Here is a 16,502-nt window from a genome sequence, read left to right on the forward strand (position 1 = left end):
CATCAGAGGCGACGGCCTCCCCATCCATCACCCCAATTGACCAACTATCGGAAGGATCACTGAAAATCCGATCCAGGTCCCATTCACAGGCGTTAAGTTCCCCGTTACACTTTGAGCAGACTGTAACCCTACGGCATTGTGATATTGATGCGGTCTTCATTCCCAGACCGAATCTGCCAAGATCATCTCGCTCGCGAGGCAAATTTGGTGACATACTTCCAAAACGCATGGCTGCCTGAAGTTCAATTTGAGTCATGCCGCATCCGTCATCGGAAATAGCAATCCATGAGTGGTTTCCATCCCATAAAAACCTGACTGATATTTCGCCCGCTTCAGCCGTAATACTATTATCAATTATATCAGCCAAAGCTGTCTCAATCGTATAGCCGATATTCCTCAGGGAATCCAGCAATACTGACGGCCGTGGAGGTATTGAAATCTGATTTGTCATGTTGCTCATATCTACTATCCTGATAACCTGATACAACGAAAACCTCGATTATCACTGAATGCCCGACAGCAATAACCGCATTACCGGAAAATTGTGCTTATGTGATGGCGTTTGGAAGACCTCTCGGATCAAACACCGACATCTCAACCCGATATCTCGGGACATTGCTGATAAAGCCTCACGATCTTCTGATCAGGCACTAACCCGCATGGAGCACTTCAAAAACGATTTGGGCAATCTGTCTTGCCAGTAAGGGCGGAACAGCATTTCCAACCTGTTTGTACTGCTCCGTACGGGGCCCTTCAAAAAAATAGTTATCCGGAAATGTCTGTAATCTGGCAGCTTCCCTTACGGTCAGACTTCTGCATTGTGATGGATCCGGGTGGATATAATAATGACCGTCCTTAGCGATGTGACTTGTTATAGTCGTAGACGGTCGTGACCCGACCTGAACTCGAAACCTGTCTTCAAAATATCCTCCGTTTATTGCTTTACTGACATTTTTATGACGTGGCAGCAATTCCTGAGGAAACTCCTGAAGTGTCGGAGAGCGGCCATTAATCTGCGCATAACAAGCCGTAAACAGGTACCTGTGCAAATCTTCAGCCATATGACCTCTTGAACTATGATTGCATACTCCGCATATGCGATCATCAATAAACCATGATGAAAGATCGGCACTCATCTGACCCGCAGGAGTGCCAATAAAATCCGCCCCTCGAGCACATTCCTCATGTGGCATTTTTCCAATGACACCCCAAACCAGTTTCGATACTGAATCCTTAGAATGTACTGGATACTGTGCCAGAGCAGCCCTCCATGCAACCCCGTTGTCTTTTACTTTTGAAAGCCCGCTTCTCAAATGAGGCAGACCCTTAAGAATCTCACTTGTCACCTGCGACTCGGATGGCGTCAGAACACCGACACCTGAAGTGGATACGTTCTTTCTGACCCCTAAAACGATAACTCTATGACGTGTCTGAGGAATACCGTATTCCTCAGATCTGATGATGAAATCTCTAGGGTCAAGTTCTTTCCAGCCACTGGCCGTTTCTGATGATCTGTTCACCAGTGAAAACAAATTGTATTCATTTTCAGACGGAATTGCTGGTGAGTTATTGATCGCTCTCGTCGGGCAACGAAGATCGCTGAGAATTTTATCGAAAATAAGCTCATTATTGATTCGAGACGAAAGCAAGCCTTTGACATTCTCCATGATAAAGACTGCCGGTGAATGCATGGCAATAATTCTCAGATATTCCCTGTAAAGATAAAGCCGTGCATCATCCGGATTAGTGCCACCATTGCGGGATCTGCCAACAAGAGAATATGCCTGGCAGGGCGGTCCCCCGATCAAGATCCACTTATTAGCTCCCCCAAGGGCCGTGGCTATTCGCTGATCAACAGCATTCTGGTCAGTAACCCCAAGTTCGGCATGCCAGGACTCCTGATTAGCGGCCTCCATTTCGCAGGGATATCTCTTGCTAAGCGCAGTAAAATCAATTTCACCCCTTAGATATCTGTAGTAGTCTTCTGGTGCCTTTTTTGCAGAAAACTGACGAAAGAAACTCCGTAACCGAAGCGTTCTGTGCGCAAAATAGTCTTTCTCTATAGAAAGCCTTATCCGAAAAGGGCGATCCAGCTCAGGTCTTGTAAAGGCAGAAAAGCCCTCGCCGAGCCCGCCCGGACCAGCAAACAGATCAATAACGGCAATGGATTTATTCAACCTTAACAACGATTTTTTAGTCGTTCCTTGATAACACGATACTCCAGAGGAGTAATCTTCATGTAAATATGAAACGCTCTATGACAATTTTGGGAAAGCAGCTCCATATCTGCCTCAGCAAACGCAGAGCTTTCCTGATATTCGGAAGCAGGTTTTATGTGATGAGCCTCTATATACTTGGACGTTCTCCCGTTTAATAGACCACTTCTTGTTGGCAAAAATCCGTTTGCTGAAACCATAAATTCTTCAGGCGTCAGACGTCCTAATCCGTTATGCTGATGGATGACATTGTAATCCTCCTGCTTCTTGCAGATGACCTCTCGGGCATGACCCAGACACATAAACCAGTTCATGAATTTAGGCATTCATCCCGGAACACCCCCATAAAATGACTCAATATACAGATAATCTCTATCGGCGTTCCATGATGAAAGAAATCCAACGCCACATTGTGCTTATAGATCCTGCGCACCATCCCCGGACGCTGCTGCTGATCGGGAATAACAGGCAATCAGATCACTTGCCTCAAGAGCCCTGAAAATGGGATTATTTTGTTTGCATATTGTAAACAAAAGCGTTACAATAAAAGTAATCCTTGCGTGTACAAAAAAAAACCGTTTCATCAGCGACACGAAACAGGAAAGCCATGAAAAAACCGTCAACTGCGCAGCTGATAGCCGAACGTCTTTACCACTACGAAAACGAGCCTGAAACGACGTTAGGAGATCTCGTTGACGGTATCGAGGATCTGGCCATTGAAACAGGTGACCTCGATCTCTCTCTTGCCATCAGCAAATACCGGATTGAAGAGCGTTATGACCGGGAATATCTCGGAATGCGGGGCGACATGGATGCTGTTGAAGCGGACTTTATTGAAGCAGTGCGCTTACTTGCATTTGGAAGAACCCTCATTGAAGACAGAAACGCATCAGCAGCCCTGGACAACCGGGATTATACCCTGATCAGCAGTACCATAGAAAAGGAAGAACCATATCCTGCCGTACTCATCAACAAGGTCATCGGCGCAAGGGAACATGAACTCCCGCTGCTTGAAAGAGCAGGTTATACGCTTTTCAATGACGCCTATCTGCCACCATCGGCAGGAAAAACAGCCGACTGACACCTGCAACATCAATGGGCGAAGAAAAAAACTATACGGAAGCAGAAATAATGAGCCTTTCGGGGCTCAGCAGGCAAACTCTCTTCAACATGCGAGCAGGAAGAAAATCAGGAAAATACGAGTATCAGCCCAAACTGAAGACCCCTGAACATTACATGATTTTTGGACGGACCATCATGTATTCCGAAAAAGGAAAGGACGCCATTCTTGAGACTGTTCAGAGGAGGAAGTAACCCCGATAATGACAATACAGTTACATCAGCTATCCTGAACCAATGAAACAGGAGATAACAATGAGAATCGAGAACCTTGATGATGTTGCGGAATTTGCCGGAACCGTGATCCGTAACGGCGTCAGCCTTCATCCTGATGACGATTTCCGGAACTATGTCAACCTCGAAACCGGACAGCCAACGTACACGGAACAAGAAGCCATGGCTAATAACCGGGATATGGCAAGTGCATTCCGCGTCTGCGATAAATGCGGCGTGGACATCTACGGATTTATGCAGAAAATCTTTCTTGTGGAAACCGGACTTGACAGGCTCATTCCCATGCCGGATTAACTCCACCCGCAATCACATATCCGAGTGCCCGCTCCTTTATCACGTTAGAAACCGAAATAAAAAAAGCCGGGACGATGCCCGGCTTTAAACGTACTGGATAGCTGCGGCTCATCTGAACACCAGCCCGAGCACATCCATCTCCTTCTTCTGGTTCGCCTTGGCGATCTGGCGGATGGTCATGGACGGATCGCTTACGCTGATGCCATTCCCTGCGAGGGTCGCGATGATTTCGCCGCTCTCCTTTCCGGCGAGTTCGGCTACCGTCTCGAGCCTGGCCGATTCGATTGATTTCATCATCTTCGCCCTCGGGTTCTCGCTGCGTGAAGCGGGCATGAACACCGCAAGCGCCGTTACGACAACCGCGACCGAAATGATGGAGACCGCCGGGATTTTCGAAAAGTAGGCTACGAATACCTTCCAGTTGGCGATGGTGTGCAGCACGACGCCAGCCACCATCAGCCAGCTCAGCCACTCGTGTACCGGCTTGATGTAGCCCCCTTCGATCTTGAAAAACATAAGGATGCCGGTAACGGCCAGAATGATGAAACTGCCGATGGCCAGTGGGGTGGCCCATGATCTCATTGATGTGCTCATAATTGTCTGCCTGTCTCTTTTTGTGATGATTTATATCTCTTAAACCTGTTGTGGTTACTGGGGATGCCCCTCTCTGCCAATATGACGTCAAAAAGAACCGGAACCATGTGCGGGTTCCGCATAATGCCCGTAATAACCAATACTATCGCAGAAACCGGAGCCGCTCTCAGCATGTATGCCGCAGGCTGAGCGTCCAGTTTGCGCAGGATACCGCTGCGGGTTGTTTCGGTTTCGTGCCGTTGACGAAGAGGGTCGTTCCGGCATTTCGGAAGTTTTCATATTTTGCTTTCAAAGAATACGTTACCGTTACCAGCCACATTCACGTTTGAAACAGTGGACGCCCCAACGACACCGACCGGAAAGCACAACCCCGGATTCCATGACCACTTTTCAGGGGTATCGGCAAACTATGCGGCATTCCGCCCCTCCTACCCGGAAGCGCTTTTCGTGTGGCTGGCATCGGTCGCACCGTCAGGTCGCCATGCATGGGACTGTGCGACCGGCTCCGGACAGGCCGCGCTCGGTCTTGCCCGGCATTTCGGGCGCGTCACGGCAACCGACGCCAGCCATGAGCAGATAGCCGCCGCAGCGCCGCATCCCCGTATCGAGTACCGGACCGCTCCGGCCGAAAATTCAGGAATGGAATCCGGGAGCGTCGATCTGGTTACGGTTGCGCAGGCCCTGCACTGGTTCGACATCGGGCGGTTTTTCAGGGAAGCGGAGCGGGTGCTCGTTCCGGGAGGAGTGCTTGCCGTATGGGCATACGGACCGGTTACGGTTGAAGGTGCGGAAACGGGCGCCACTGTAGAGGAGTTTTATCACTCCGAGATGGGCCCGTACTGGCCTGAAGAACGGTCGATGGTCGATGCGGGCTATGCAGGTATCGAACTGCCGATGACTGAACTGAAGCACCCTGCCTTCAGCATGAGCGTTTCGTGGAAAAGAGAGGAACTGCTCGGCTACATCAGAACCTGGTCCGCCGTCAGCCGGTTTATCGCCAAAAACGGATGCGATCCCGTGGCCGGCCTGGAAAAAAGGCTTTTTCCGTACTGGAACGACAACTCCCGCAGGACGGTCGCATGGCCGCTCACGCTGAAAGCCGCACGGGCACGGCAGCGAAAAACCGGCTGAGTTTTTCTGTTAAAAAACGTAGATTCTGCAGTTCGCGTCGATAACAATTGTGACCGATGCGGCATGAAGCATACTATCAATCATTAACAGAAAAGGAGAAAAATTCCGATGAATGCAGTAAATCCGGAAGCAATCGGCGTCTTCGGCCTGATGGTTACCGTATGGGTATTCGGCCTGGAGCAGCTGGGGCTGGGCATTGACGGCGAAACCGACCACGCAAAACTGGGAAAGAATCTCGCCAACGTCGCCCTCTGGTTCGGGGGTGTCGCACAGATTTTCACCGCACTCTCGCTCTACCTTTTCGATGTCGGCATGCCGCCGGAATCACGTATTTTTGTCGGAACCATTTTTGCCACCTACGGCCTCTTCTGGGTTGTCGTTGCATTGCATTTCTACAACCCCGGCGATAAAAAGGTCTATGCGCACTTCTTCATCGGCATCTTTTTCATGACCGCTGTGTTCAGCTACAAGGCGTTCCTCCTCGGAAAAATCTGGCCGCTAGGCACGGTGCTGGTGCTCATCAATGTGCTGACTTTTCTGCTTCCCTTTGCCTGGTACAAGCCGAACGCAATCATCACAAAAATCTGCGGAGCAACCAACATTGCCATTGGGCTCTGTGCCTTGCCGCTCCTTTTCCATTCCCTCGGGCTCTGAGCGAGCCTGCTTGACCGCGCACCTGAAAAAAAGTGCGGAACGGTTTTCAGGTGCCATAAGGGGCCTCTTTCACGTTGTAAGCCGGCAAAGCCGACCTTCCGGAAACATCCGGAGAGAGAGCATCGTCAAACGAACCGGGCCCTGTTGTTTCAGTCCACTGCATAATGCCGGGAACACCTGTCTAAACGGTTAAACACCTGAGCACGTGCATCGGCCTTTCCCTGAAACGCGGCCTCAGGGAAAGGCCGATGCGAAAACACTCCCTGCAAGAGCGGACCGCAAAGCGTCCGCTCTTTAGCGGTATTATATAACTATATAATTGAAATACAAAACAAAAAAAGATTTTCCGCTGAACCGGAACCGCATCAGCACGTCCGGGCTTCACTCCTTCACTCTCTGCATATAAAAAAACATGAAGTCCTGCGGCTGACCCGACGGGGTTTCATGCCGGGAAAACATGGTGGACACTATCCTGAAACGGGGAGCGAACAGTTCGGATATGAGCGACTCGTCAAAGCGCATCACCTCCAGACCGCTGCAGGTACCGGGTCCGCAGAGCGCAAAGGCGCCGAGCACCACATGGCCCTCCGCATCGAGGCAGGCATCGAGCGTTTCAAGGTACTTTCTGCGGTCCGACGCATCGACCATGAAATGGAAGAGCGCCCGGTCGTGCCAGAGCATGAATTTTTCGCCGGTGCGGAAATTCCTGACGTCGCCGGTCAGCCAGCGGATCTCTTCGGCCATGGAGCCGAGCCGCTGCCTTGCCTGGTCGAGAGCCACCTCCGAACAGTCGAGTACGGTAATGTTTCCGTAGCCGCGGTGCAGCAGGCAGTCGGCAAGCGACGAGGCGCCTCCCCCGACATCGATGATTGGAGCTCCTGCGTCGACGCATGAAGCCTCGATGAGGTCGAGAGACTCGATGGGAAACTGCTGGTGCCAGCTCAGCCGGGAAGGCTCCGCGTTCGAATAGATTGCGTCCCAGTGGCTGCGGGGATCGCGTTCGGGAATTTCCGGCTTCCCCATCAGCAGTTCTCCTGAACCAGAGTACCGGATTTTCCGGCAATTCCGGCAATCGTGCACTCAGGCGGATTCTGGCGCATGATGCAGAACGGGGGTTCATCCGAAACCATGCCGAAATAGGGACATCCTTCGCATACCCGGTGCGCCTCCACAATCCAGCGTTGCGCGGCCTGTTTTTCAACGTCGAACAGCATAGCTCTTCCCTCCCTTACTCCTTTGGTTGTGTAGATAATCTGCCGGAAACGGCAGCGCTGCTTTGCGGACCATATTTCCGCTCAGAGGTTCGCACAGAACGATCTGCCGATCTCTACCGTGTCGGGAATGCGGTCCTCTATCTCCTCTTTCGTGCCAATCACATACTCCGTAACAGGCCAGCCGAGTGCCTCCCGCTTCCTGTCGAGCATACGCAGGATATCTTCGGCTGTTCGGTAAGGATCGGGGTTCCAGTTCATGGCCGCCCCGACTGTCGAGCGCAGGCGGTTGCTCACGTAATCGATGAAACGGTCGGAAGCCAGCGTGTTGTCCTGTACGCAGGAGTAGGTCTCGATGCCGTTAAGCACAAATGCGTAACGAGCCCCCATGGTTTTCTCGGCAGCCGGGTCGGCGGCGACCATGGCAAAGGGCATGGCGGGATTCTGAACTCCGGCGGCATTGGCGGTGTATGCCATGATCTGGCTTGCCCTCGTGCTGTCGGTACACGCCCCGACATGGAGCACCGGCGGAATAGCCTTCGCCTCGACGACCGCCTTCAGCCCTGCGCCGCACAGCACCGAGGCTTCGGGGTGCGCAAGTCCTGCAAAGAGGAGACCCATTCCCGAGCATCCGTGGGCCGTTACCAGCACGTCGTTTTTAATCAGTTGTTTGGCGATGATGATCTGGTTCCGTTCGAACACGGCTCCCCGGATGTTGCCGCATGAACCGAAGTTCACAATCCCCCTTATGTTGCCTGCTTTCAGGAGCGCGGCCAGGCCGTGTATCTTTTTGTCGGGCATCGACCCGTTGAAAAGCTTCATCACCTCTTCGGCGCTGAACCCGAGTTCGACCTTCGCCCTGATGTTCGGGACGTGGATTCTGGCGGCATCGCGGTTCCGGTAGTTGGCGATGGCGATATCGAGAATCTCTTCGGCCAGTTCATAGATTCTGTCGAGATTCTTCAGATAGTAGTCGAGTTCCAGCACGATGGCGCCCTCCTTTCTTCCTGATGGAGAGGTGGTGATGACTTTGGTGTGGAACTGACGCGCCACATGCATCATGCCCGGCAGCACATCCTGCTGGTCGACGACGATTGCCTCGAACGCTCCCGTCGCCACGGCCATTTCGGCCGACGAGGCCATGGCGACCAGCGGGATGCCCAGATCACGCTCGATGAACTCCCCTCCTGTACAGCACATGCCGTAGAGTCTGATATCCTCCGCTCCGACGGCTTTCACTTTTTCCATGATCCCTGGCGTACCGACGATATCGCAGATGGCGAAGGCGACCATGGGCGCATGCCCGTTGATGCCTATGTTCACGCAACCCCTGGTTGCGATACTGCCGAGATTGACGTTGAGCTTTGAACGCCGGGGAAGGCCGTAGACGATGTCGGTAGCCAGGGATGTCGAGACTACCGTGGTAATGGCATAGGCCAGCACCGTGCGAAGGAACGCCTGCATATGGCTTTCAAAATCGGAATCGGTGCCGTGGCTGGTAAGGTTGTTGACCTCGAAACACTCATGGTAGGCGCTGATGGGCACGATACCGAGCTTTTCCCATAGTTCCGCGCGCTCTTTCGGGGCCAGTGCGTGCAGCGTCGCGTGGTGTTTCGGCAAGGATCGCTGGAGATCGTCGATAAAGATGTCGGCGATTTCACCGCATATCTTTTCGATGCTTTTCCCTTCGGTTGCGATGCCGAGCAGGCGGGCCACGGCGACCCCCTTTTCCGGGCATTTCAACGGAATGGGGGCACTGCCTTCAGCGGCGGCTTTCAGGGCGATGAATACCTCCCGGGCATGAGCGCCGTGGGCCGCCATGCCGGAGGCGAGGCGGCGGAGCGCATTGCCTGCGACGATAAGATCGACATCCTTGCCACATACCGAAAGCGGGGCTTTTTCGGTCACCCGGCAGGGTCCGTAGGAGCAGAAGGCACAGCAGGCGCCGGTCAGGCCGTATCCGCACTGGGGATGCTGCTGCAGAAAGCGGTCGAAGGTGTTGCTGATCCCCTCCTTCTGCATATGCTCCACCATTTCCGCAACGGCTTTGTTGGCGGTATGCTTTACAACCTCTTCCTTGCTGTAGTTGAGACGATGCACAAGCCTGATCCGGTCTTTCATCGGCATTCCCGGCTGGTAGGGAGGTGCATTGCGCGAGCCGGTCAGCTCATCGTCGTAACAGTACACTTTTTCGTCGGCCATAAGTCCATTGCTCTTTAATGATTCATTGAGTGGCGACTCCATTCCCCGTGAGCGGGTCAGGGTTGTGCCAGCGCCCGGATATACGCGACGAGCTGAAGGATCTGTTCGTCGGTGAGACTGTTGCTCCAGGCGGGCATATAGCGTGCGCTGGGCCTCGACGTGCCGGCAATGCCTCCCGAAATGATGGTTTCCAGCTCCCGGTCGCTCATTGACTGCACGGCCCTGCTGCCGAGCGGTCGTATGGTTATGCCGAGTTTTCTGGAGATTTCGCCGTCACCCTCTCCGTCCCGCCCGTGGCACATGATGCAGGACATCCCGTAGATGTCGTCTGCGGTGTTTCCTGAAGCTTTTTCCAGATCGACCGGACGCCCCTCGTTGAGCACCCTGACATAGGCCACAAGATCCATGATCTGCCGGCGGGTAAGCTGCATGCCGAAAGGACGCATGTGTATCGACTTGCCGTGGGCGATGCCGCCCCTGCTGATAAAGTCGTAGATTTCCTGATCGGTTTTTTTGTCGAAATACCCCTTGTCGGTAAGATCCGCCGGACGCGCCGAGAGGGACGCGGCGTAAGGGCCGTCGCCTCTGCCGGTCTGCCCGTGGCAGATGAAGCAGTAGCCGAGATAGAGCCGGAGCCCGTCCATCGGATGCGCCGCATCGGAGGTCTCAGGCCCGGAGCGGTTTTCCCGTAAAGGCTCCTCCGTTTTTTTTCCGGTGCAGCCGGAAAGGAACGAGGAGAGTATGAGCGCGCCGCAGAGGACGGCGGCCGTAAAACGGCGGTTCCTGTCAGTGTGTTTTCTCATGGCGGTCAGGTGACTTTGTCCGTTAAAAAACCAGGTCGAGATCTTCGTCCTTGAGCGAGGAGTAGAGCTGGATGATCTGATCGCGAATCGCGCAGAACGCACTGTCCGTCCGGCAGACCAGTTCATGACGCGGGCGTGGCAGGGTATTGGTGATGATTTTCTTCACCCTGCCGGGGTTGATATCCATGACGCAGAGTTTGTCGGACAGAAAAATCGCCTCGTCGACGTCGTGGGTTACAAAAAAGATGGTTGTGCGGGTTTTTTCCCACGCCTTGAGAATCTGGATCTGCATCTCCTCCTTGGTGAGCGCGTCGAGCGCCTCGAACGGTTCGTCCATCAGAAGGATTTTCGGGCGGTTCGCCAATGCCCTTGCGATGGCAGCGCGCTGACGCATCCCTCCGGATATCTCGTGCACCATTCTCGACTCGGAGCCCTTGAGGCCCACAAGCTCAAGCTGTTCCTCCGCGATTTTGCGGCGCTCTTTTTTTGCGATTCCTTTCAGTTCGAGGCCGAGCTCCACGTTTTCGACGACGCTCCGCCAGGGCAGGAGCGCATACTCCTGAAAGACCATCCCCTTGTGAGGCCCAGGGCCGCGCTCCTCCTTTCCGTCGAGAATGACGCTGCCCGATGACTGTTCGAGCAGTCCGGCGACGATCTGCAGCGTTACCGACTTGCCGCACCCGGTAGGACCAAGGATGCAGACGAACTCGCCTTCATTGATGCTGAGGTTCACCTTTTCGAGCACCCGGAACTCGGCGCCGTCCTTCATGAAGGTTTTCGAAACATCCCGAAGCTCAAGCAGCGGCTTCTCTTGCGAAGAAATCCCGTTCATCGATGTAATCATGTCCTGATGGTGCTGGAGTGTTAACTGATCGCGCAGGTTCTCAGTCCTGCATCCTTTTTTATGACATTCATGACCGTTTCGCGGAACGCGATGAACCGGTGATGGAAATCGAGGTCGCGGGAGGCGCTGCCGAGACGCGGACGGGGCAGTTCGTTCTGGAGCACGGCCTCTATCGACCCCTCGCGGTTGAGCACGACGATCCGGTCGGCCAGCTTTACCGCCTCGTCGAGATCGGAGGTAACGAAAACAATCGTGTTTTTTTCGGTTTCCCAGATGCGGGTTATCTCCTGGTGCATGGTCATCTTCGTTTTCGAGTCCAGCGCATTGAAGGCTCCGTCCATGAGCAGGATCACCGGCTTTATGGCAAGAATCATGGCGAGAGACGCCCTTCGCTTCATGCCTCCGGACAGTTCTCCGGGATGTTTTTTCACCGCATAGCCAAGCCCGACCATATCGAGATACTTCATGGCTTCGGCCTCCTTTTCGTTCCGGCTCATGGGGCTCTTTCTGAACTCGAAACCAAGCTCGACGTTCTTCAGGACGCTCCGCCACGGGAGCAGGGCATACTCCTGGAAAATCACACCCCTGTCCGCGCCGGGACCGCTCACCGGTTCCCCGTTGAGCAGTATCGTTCCCGCGCTCGGAAAATCAAGCCCGGCGATGAGGTTCAGAAGGGTAGACTTCCCGCAGCCGGTAGGACCCACGATAACGAGAAACTCGTTCTTCATGACCTCGAAGGAGCAGTCCCGGAGGGCATGAAACTCCCTGCCGTTTTTTTTATAGGTTTTCGTCACCTGCCTTACGCTGATGAGCACTGGGCGTTCTGTGGTCATAATTGCCTCCCTGCCGGTTAGTTCTTCCATGAAAACTTGTGGATAAGCCACCTGTTGGCCGAATCGAGCAGATAGCCGATCATGCCGATGGCCATGATGGTCGCCATGAGCTGATCGTAACGGAACCGGTCGCGGGTATCGAGAATGAAATAACCCAGGCCGTCGGGGACTCCGAGCATTTCTGCAGGAACGAGAATAATCCAGCTCACCCCTACGGCAAGCCGCAGCCCGGTCAGCATGTCGGGCACCGCGGCGGGAATGACGACCTTGCGGAGAATGCCCATATCCATGGCCCCCATGGTTTTGGCCATGTTCACCCAGAGCGGACTGACCCTGCCCGCACCGTGGGAGGTGTTGAGAATAAGCGGCCAGATGGCTACAAGCCAGAGCAGAAAAACCACGGAAACGTCGCCGACGCCGAAAATGATGATGGCTATCGGCATCCACGCAAGGGGAGAAATCATGCGCATGAACTGGAAAACCACATAGGTCAGCTGCTCGACTCTCTTGAAATAGCCGACCAGCACCCCGATCGGAAGAGCGACCACGACGGCAAGAGAAAGACCCAGGAGTACCCTGCGAAGACTTGGCAGGGCGTGGTGGATGAGTTCACCGTTTTTGATCATCTCGATGAGAGCCAGTATTGCCGCCAGTGGGGAGAAGGCCTCGCTGAAATCGGCGCCGAACAGCCTGAGCGATGCCGCGATCTGCCAGACGATCATGAAAAGAATCACGCCGAGCACATAAAAGCTCCTGTCGGCGACAAGGGCCATGAACCCGGAACTGTTTTTTTGACGGGTGTCGTTTTGTTTTGCCATAGCCTCAGAAAAAATGGTTTTCGGGTAGATGCCGTGGAATAGCAACGGGAATCCTGCCGGCGCGCCGAAGTGCGCCGGTAACGATCCGTTCGATTGCAAACATGGTTGCCGGGTCCGGCAGTGCGACGGCCCGGAGGAAACAGCCGCCCCCTATACCTTGATGATCTCTTCCCTGACGGTCGGCATCTTCGCATTGACACCGGCAAACAGCGAGAGTCCTCCGAGTTCCGCGGCTGCAGCCTCGACTCCGGCGGTATACATAAGCTCGCTGTGCACTTTGGACGGATCCAGGGATTGCAGGAAGCCGACGTCGCCTTCCATTTTGGTCAGCTTCATCATCTCCACGATATGGCGGGTAGCCGACTCGAACTGGTAGGGTTCGTAGGAGAGCCGTTTCGTCTGCCATTCCGGATGCTGGATAGCCCCGGTGCCTCCGTTGGCTCCGTAGGTCTCCAGATCGTATTTCATCATGGCCCGCTTGACGATTTTTTCCGGCAGTGGCAGGTACCGGGCTCCGTCTTTCGAAAGGATGTGCGCAGCCTGCTCGGCGTTGTTCAGGGCCCAGAGCTCCGCCTTGACAAGCGCCTGTATAACCTTGTGCGACCACTCGCGATCTTCGAGGTCCTTCTCGTTCATGACGGCCACGCAGCAGGGGTGGTTTTTCCATACGTCGCCGGTAAAACGGACGATTTTACCGTTTGCGAGCAGCTCGCCTGCGGCGTTGAACGGCTCGGCGACGATGTAGCCGTCGATAGCCTTCGAGGCCATGGCGGTGGGCATATCAGGAGGCGCCATGACGAAGAGGTTCATCTGCTTCTTGCCGAGGGGGGCGGTCTTGCTCTGGATGACCGTTTCGATGCCGTACTCGCGGGCGATCATCTGTATGATGATGTTATGCATGGAGTACCAGTAGGGGATGGCGATCTGCTTGCCGCCGAGGTCGGCATAGGAGTTGATGCCGCTCTCCTTGCCTGCCGTTATCGCCGAACCGTTGATGTGATCCCAGGCGACAACCTTGACCGGAAACTTCTTGCTGTATCGCATGTATATCGGAATCGGAGCCAGAAGATGGGTAAGGTTGAACCGACCAGCCATGAACGCTTCGGCCATCGGGGCCCACCCCCGGATCAGTACGGGCTTGTCGGACTCCAGACCGAGCTCCCTGTAGTAGCCGAGCTCGTGAGCGAGAATGATCGGCGTTGCGTCGGTGATCGGCAGATAGCAGCTGGTCACTTTTTTCGAGGCTGCCTTGCCGGAGGAACCGGAGGACTCCGGACTTCTGGAGCACCCCTGAAGCAGCGGGTATCCGCCAAGCACGGCGCCAAGACCGATTGCGGAAGTTTTCAGAAAATCCCTGCGGTTCGAAACGTTTTTCTCCTTGCTCATGACGTCCTCCTTTATTACGGTTACGGATGGTTACAGGCTTTATCGAAATGAGATGCGGCTCCCGGGCGCGCAAGATGCCACAGGCATCCCCGAGGGGGCGCTCATGAATCCGGCACAGCAGGGACGGAACGGTTTCCGACCGGCAAACTGCAAAGGGCCGGCAGCAATAACAATCGTTAAGAGCGCCGGTAAAAAAAGCTGAAAACTATTGAATGGCGATGGTGAGGATTACCTCGCCGCGAAAATCCGGAGTATGGTATTTGACAAGGCTGAAACGGCTTACTGCAGGGGGGTGCTACTGAACAGGCGAAAATCTTTACCTATATAACTGAATCCGCATGTAATTTAATTACGATACATGATAAAAACAAAAGAAAAATAACAATTGTTACCATACCCGTAACGAGGGAAAAAGGCGGTCTCAGAGAAGATCGAAACCATCAAGCAGCCTGTCGATATGGGCTTTCGTTTCGGGACAGGCCGCGTAGGGGGCCGCACCCTTAAGATCGGCCTCGACCGCCTTGTCGTCGAAGGGAATCGCCGCCCGGATGTCCGCGGAGCCAAGCAGGGTCGAAATCTCCCGGATCTGGTCGCCGCTGTAGAGCTTGTTGAAGATATAGCCGATGTCAGGTATACCGGCCTGACGGGCAAGAGCGGTCAGTTTTTTTGCCGTGCTGATCGAACGGCTGCCGGGTTCCACCACAATGAGCAGCAGGTCAACCGACTGGGCCGTTCCTCTGGTCAGATGCTCGAATCCTGCTTCCATATCGAGAATCACCCATTCATCCCTCTCGACCATCAGATGCCTGAGAAAGGATCGCAGGAGCGCGTTTTCGGAACAGTAGCATCCGCTGAGTGCCTCTTTCAGCCCCCCCATCACGATCACCCGTATGCCGTTAACCTCTATGGAAAATTTTTCGACGAGATCGTCGACTCTGGGGTTGAGTACGAAATATCCGCCCATATCCCCCGGCCTGGAGCCGGTGCGCTCTTCGATAAGCTGTTTCTGCTCGATAAGCGGCGTTATCCTCCCGTTTTTTTCCTGGTCGCAGCCGAGCGCCTCCGCAAGGCTGCCGTTGGGATCTGCATCGATGGCAAGCACCGTTTTTCCCCGCACGGCAAGACCAAGAGCTATCATGGAGCTGATGGTGGTTTTTCCGACGCCTCCTTTTCCGCTGATCGCTATTTTCATAGGATAAACTCCCTGCAGAAAACGTTACATGACGGATAAAAATGCCGGAATCGGCCAAAAGCCTGCCGGCAGAAGTGAAAACCGGAATCAGAAAAGCTCAGATAAACAGGGACATGTTCGCATCGGCGGCGTATTCAAGGAACATGGCCGCACCGCCGTACTCGACGCCGTCAATGAAATCCTTGCGTTCGAAACCGAAAACATCCATGGTCATCTGGCAGGCGATGAAGCGGACGCCGCTCTCCTGGCACATCTCGCGAAGCTGCTCGATGGTGGCCACACCTTTCTTCTTGAAGGTTTCCTTCATGAGCATGGTGGCCATGGTGTCGAATCCGGGAACGTTGCCGGAGATGATATTCGGGATGGGCCAGTCGAAGCCCTGGAACTCCTTGCTGCCGAACGGCATTTTCATCGGCATTGCCGGATTGCCGACAGGAGTGACCTTGAGATCGATCTCTTTTTTCAGCAGCGGAAGACCGTAAAAGGTAAAAAAGAGCACCGCTTCCATATCCATGGCCGCCGCCGCCGAAGCGAGGATGAATGGAGGATAGGCCCAGTCGAGCGTGCCTTTGGAGGCGATGATGGCAAGTTTTTTTGTGTCGGCCATAGTGGTTTTCTCCCGGTCAGGATTTCTGGATGTAGAAAGTATAGGTTCCGCCTTCGGTGCTGCTGCCGACGATTTTGTGTCCCGTTCTGTTCGCCCACGAAGTCATGTCGTTTGCCGAACCGGAATCCGTCGAGATCATTTTCAGAATTTCACCGCTCTGCATCTGATCGACCTCTTTCTTGGTCTTCAGGATCGGCAGCGGGCAGTTCATCCCGGAGCAATCGAGCGTACGGTTGGCAGTTATTTCAGACATTGATGCCTCCTTGAAGTTAAGTATGTTGTTTCGGGGTAAGCGGTTGCGATATTGCCGCAACAAATAAAACTATATAACCAGACAATTATATAATTATAAATAATAGCGAGG

Annotated in this window: 20 protein-coding genes; 5 read left to right on the forward strand and 15 right to left on the reverse strand. The window is 54.0% G+C overall.

Going from position 1 to position 16,502, the window contains the following annotated elements; translation table 11 throughout:
- From WBP50_RS07405 to WBP50_RS07415, 3 genes are all read right to left on the reverse strand, one after another.
- Positions 1 to 460 (reverse strand): ATP-binding protein (locus WBP50_RS07405; RefSeq protein WP_423932922.1); only part of this gene is annotated, 460 nt, incomplete at its 3' end.
- A 190-nt stretch (positions 461 to 650) separates the two neighbouring features.
- The gene (locus WBP50_RS07410; protein ID WP_423932925.1) at positions 651 to 2,177 is read right to left on the reverse strand and encodes a DNA cytosine methyltransferase; all 1,527 of its coding nucleotides are present in this window, start codon (positions 2,175 to 2,177) and stop codon (positions 651 to 653) included.
- 2 nt (positions 2,178 to 2,179) lie between these two features.
- Positions 2,180 to 2,542 carry a hypothetical protein gene (locus tag WBP50_RS07415; protein WP_423932927.1) on the reverse strand — a complete coding sequence of 121 codons (363 nt, stop codon included), beginning with the start codon at positions 2,540 to 2,542 and terminating at the stop codon, positions 2,180 to 2,182.
- Between the two features lie 281 nt (positions 2,543 to 2,823).
- On the opposite strand from WBP50_RS07415, the gene WBP50_RS07420 reads away from it, so the two are divergent.
- The 3 genes from WBP50_RS07420 to WBP50_RS07430 are packed head-to-tail and all read left to right on the forward strand — an operon-like array spanning position 2,824 to position 3,863.
- Positions 2,824 to 3,297 carry a hypothetical protein gene (locus tag WBP50_RS07420; protein ID WP_423932929.1) on the forward strand — a complete coding sequence of 158 codons (474 nt, stop codon included), beginning with the start codon at positions 2,824 to 2,826 and terminating at the stop codon, positions 3,295 to 3,297.
- Between the two features lie 14 nt (positions 3,298 to 3,311).
- The gene (locus WBP50_RS07425) at positions 3,312 to 3,530 is read left to right on the forward strand and encodes a hypothetical protein (RefSeq protein ID WP_423932930.1); all 219 of its coding nucleotides are present in this window, start codon (positions 3,312 to 3,314) and stop codon (positions 3,528 to 3,530) included.
- A gap of 60 nt (positions 3,531 to 3,590) precedes the next feature.
- Positions 3,591 to 3,863 (forward strand): hypothetical protein, encoded by a 273-nt coding sequence (locus WBP50_RS07430; protein WP_423932932.1) that lies wholly within the window; start codon positions 3,591 to 3,593, stop codon positions 3,861 to 3,863.
- A gap of 108 nt (positions 3,864 to 3,971) precedes the next feature.
- On the opposite strand, the gene WBP50_RS07435 is transcribed toward WBP50_RS07430, so the two are convergent.
- The gene (locus tag WBP50_RS07435; RefSeq protein ID WP_423932934.1) at positions 3,972 to 4,457 is read right to left on the reverse strand and encodes a DUF4405 domain-containing protein; all 486 of its coding nucleotides are present in this window, start codon (positions 4,455 to 4,457) and stop codon (positions 3,972 to 3,974) included.
- 333 nt (positions 4,458 to 4,790) lie between these two features.
- Between WBP50_RS07435 and WBP50_RS07440 the strand changes: the two genes are divergently transcribed.
- Positions 4,791 to 5,588, forward strand: coding sequence for a class I SAM-dependent methyltransferase (locus WBP50_RS07440; protein ID WP_423932936.1), 798 nt, complete (start codon positions 4,791 to 4,793; stop codon positions 5,586 to 5,588).
- Positions 5,589 to 5,696: 108 nt separating this feature from the next.
- Positions 5,697 to 6,242 carry a hypothetical protein gene (locus WBP50_RS07445; RefSeq protein ID WP_423932938.1) on the forward strand — a complete coding sequence of 182 codons (546 nt, stop codon included), beginning with the start codon at positions 5,697 to 5,699 and terminating at the stop codon, positions 6,240 to 6,242.
- Between the two features lie 381 nt (positions 6,243 to 6,623).
- On the opposite strand, the gene WBP50_RS07450 is transcribed toward WBP50_RS07445, so the two are convergent.
- The 11 genes from WBP50_RS07450 to WBP50_RS07500 form a co-directional block, all read right to left on the reverse strand.
- Positions 6,624 to 7,265, reverse strand: coding sequence for a class I SAM-dependent methyltransferase (locus WBP50_RS07450; RefSeq protein ID WP_423932940.1), 642 nt, complete (start codon positions 7,263 to 7,265; stop codon positions 6,624 to 6,626).
- A complete protein-coding gene (locus tag WBP50_RS07455) occupies positions 7,265 to 7,456 on the reverse strand; it encodes a hypothetical protein (protein WP_423932942.1) in 192 nt (63 codons plus the stop codon). The genes WBP50_RS07450 and WBP50_RS07455 overlap by 1 nt, the downstream gene beginning before the upstream one ends.
- 81 nt (positions 7,457 to 7,537) lie before the next feature.
- Complete coding sequence (locus tag WBP50_RS07460) at positions 7,538 to 9,655, reverse strand: carbon monoxide dehydrogenase (RefSeq protein WP_423932944.1); 2,118 nt, start codon at positions 9,653 to 9,655, stop codon at positions 7,538 to 7,540.
- A 56-nt stretch (positions 9,656 to 9,711) separates the two neighbouring features.
- Entirely contained in the window at positions 9,712 to 10,458 is a 747-nt protein-coding gene (locus tag WBP50_RS07465; protein ID WP_423932947.1) for a c-type cytochrome, read from the reverse strand.
- A 22-nt stretch (positions 10,459 to 10,480) separates the two neighbouring features.
- Positions 10,481 to 11,290: an ABC transporter ATP-binding protein gene (locus WBP50_RS07470; protein WP_423932949.1), complete on the reverse strand. Its 810-nt coding sequence runs from the start codon at positions 11,288 to 11,290 to the stop codon at positions 10,481 to 10,483.
- Positions 11,291 to 11,322: 32 nt separating this feature from the next.
- Complete coding sequence (locus WBP50_RS07475; protein WP_423932951.1) at positions 11,323 to 12,135, reverse strand: ABC transporter ATP-binding protein; 813 nt, start codon at positions 12,133 to 12,135, stop codon at positions 11,323 to 11,325.
- A gap of 17 nt (positions 12,136 to 12,152) precedes the next feature.
- On the reverse strand, positions 12,153 to 12,953 hold the full coding sequence (locus WBP50_RS07480; RefSeq protein WP_423932953.1) for an ABC transporter permease: 801 nt from the start codon (positions 12,951 to 12,953) through the stop codon (positions 12,153 to 12,155).
- Between the two features lie 150 nt (positions 12,954 to 13,103).
- Positions 13,104 to 14,339, reverse strand: a complete 1,236-nt coding sequence (locus WBP50_RS07485) for an ABC transporter substrate-binding protein (protein ID WP_423932956.1) — start codon at positions 14,337 to 14,339, stop codon at positions 13,104 to 13,106.
- A 421-nt stretch (positions 14,340 to 14,760) separates the two neighbouring features.
- Positions 14,761 to 15,531, reverse strand: coding sequence for an AAA family ATPase (locus WBP50_RS07490; RefSeq protein WP_423932957.1), 771 nt, complete (start codon positions 15,529 to 15,531; stop codon positions 14,761 to 14,763).
- A 97-nt stretch (positions 15,532 to 15,628) separates the two neighbouring features.
- The gene (dsrE2, locus tag WBP50_RS07495; RefSeq protein ID WP_423932960.1) at positions 15,629 to 16,138 is read right to left on the reverse strand and encodes a sulfur carrier protein DsrE2; all 510 of its coding nucleotides are present in this window, start codon (positions 16,136 to 16,138) and stop codon (positions 15,629 to 15,631) included.
- 16 nt (positions 16,139 to 16,154) lie between these two features.
- Positions 16,155 to 16,391 carry a sulfurtransferase TusA family protein gene (locus tag WBP50_RS07500; RefSeq protein WP_423932962.1) on the reverse strand — a complete coding sequence of 79 codons (237 nt, stop codon included), beginning with the start codon at positions 16,389 to 16,391 and terminating at the stop codon, positions 16,155 to 16,157.
- Between the last annotated feature and the right edge of the window lie 111 nt (positions 16,392 to 16,502).

The organism is Chlorobium sp., assembly GCF_049593655.1.
Lineage (GTDB): Bacteria > Bacteroidota > Chlorobiia > Chlorobiales > Chlorobiaceae > Chlorobium.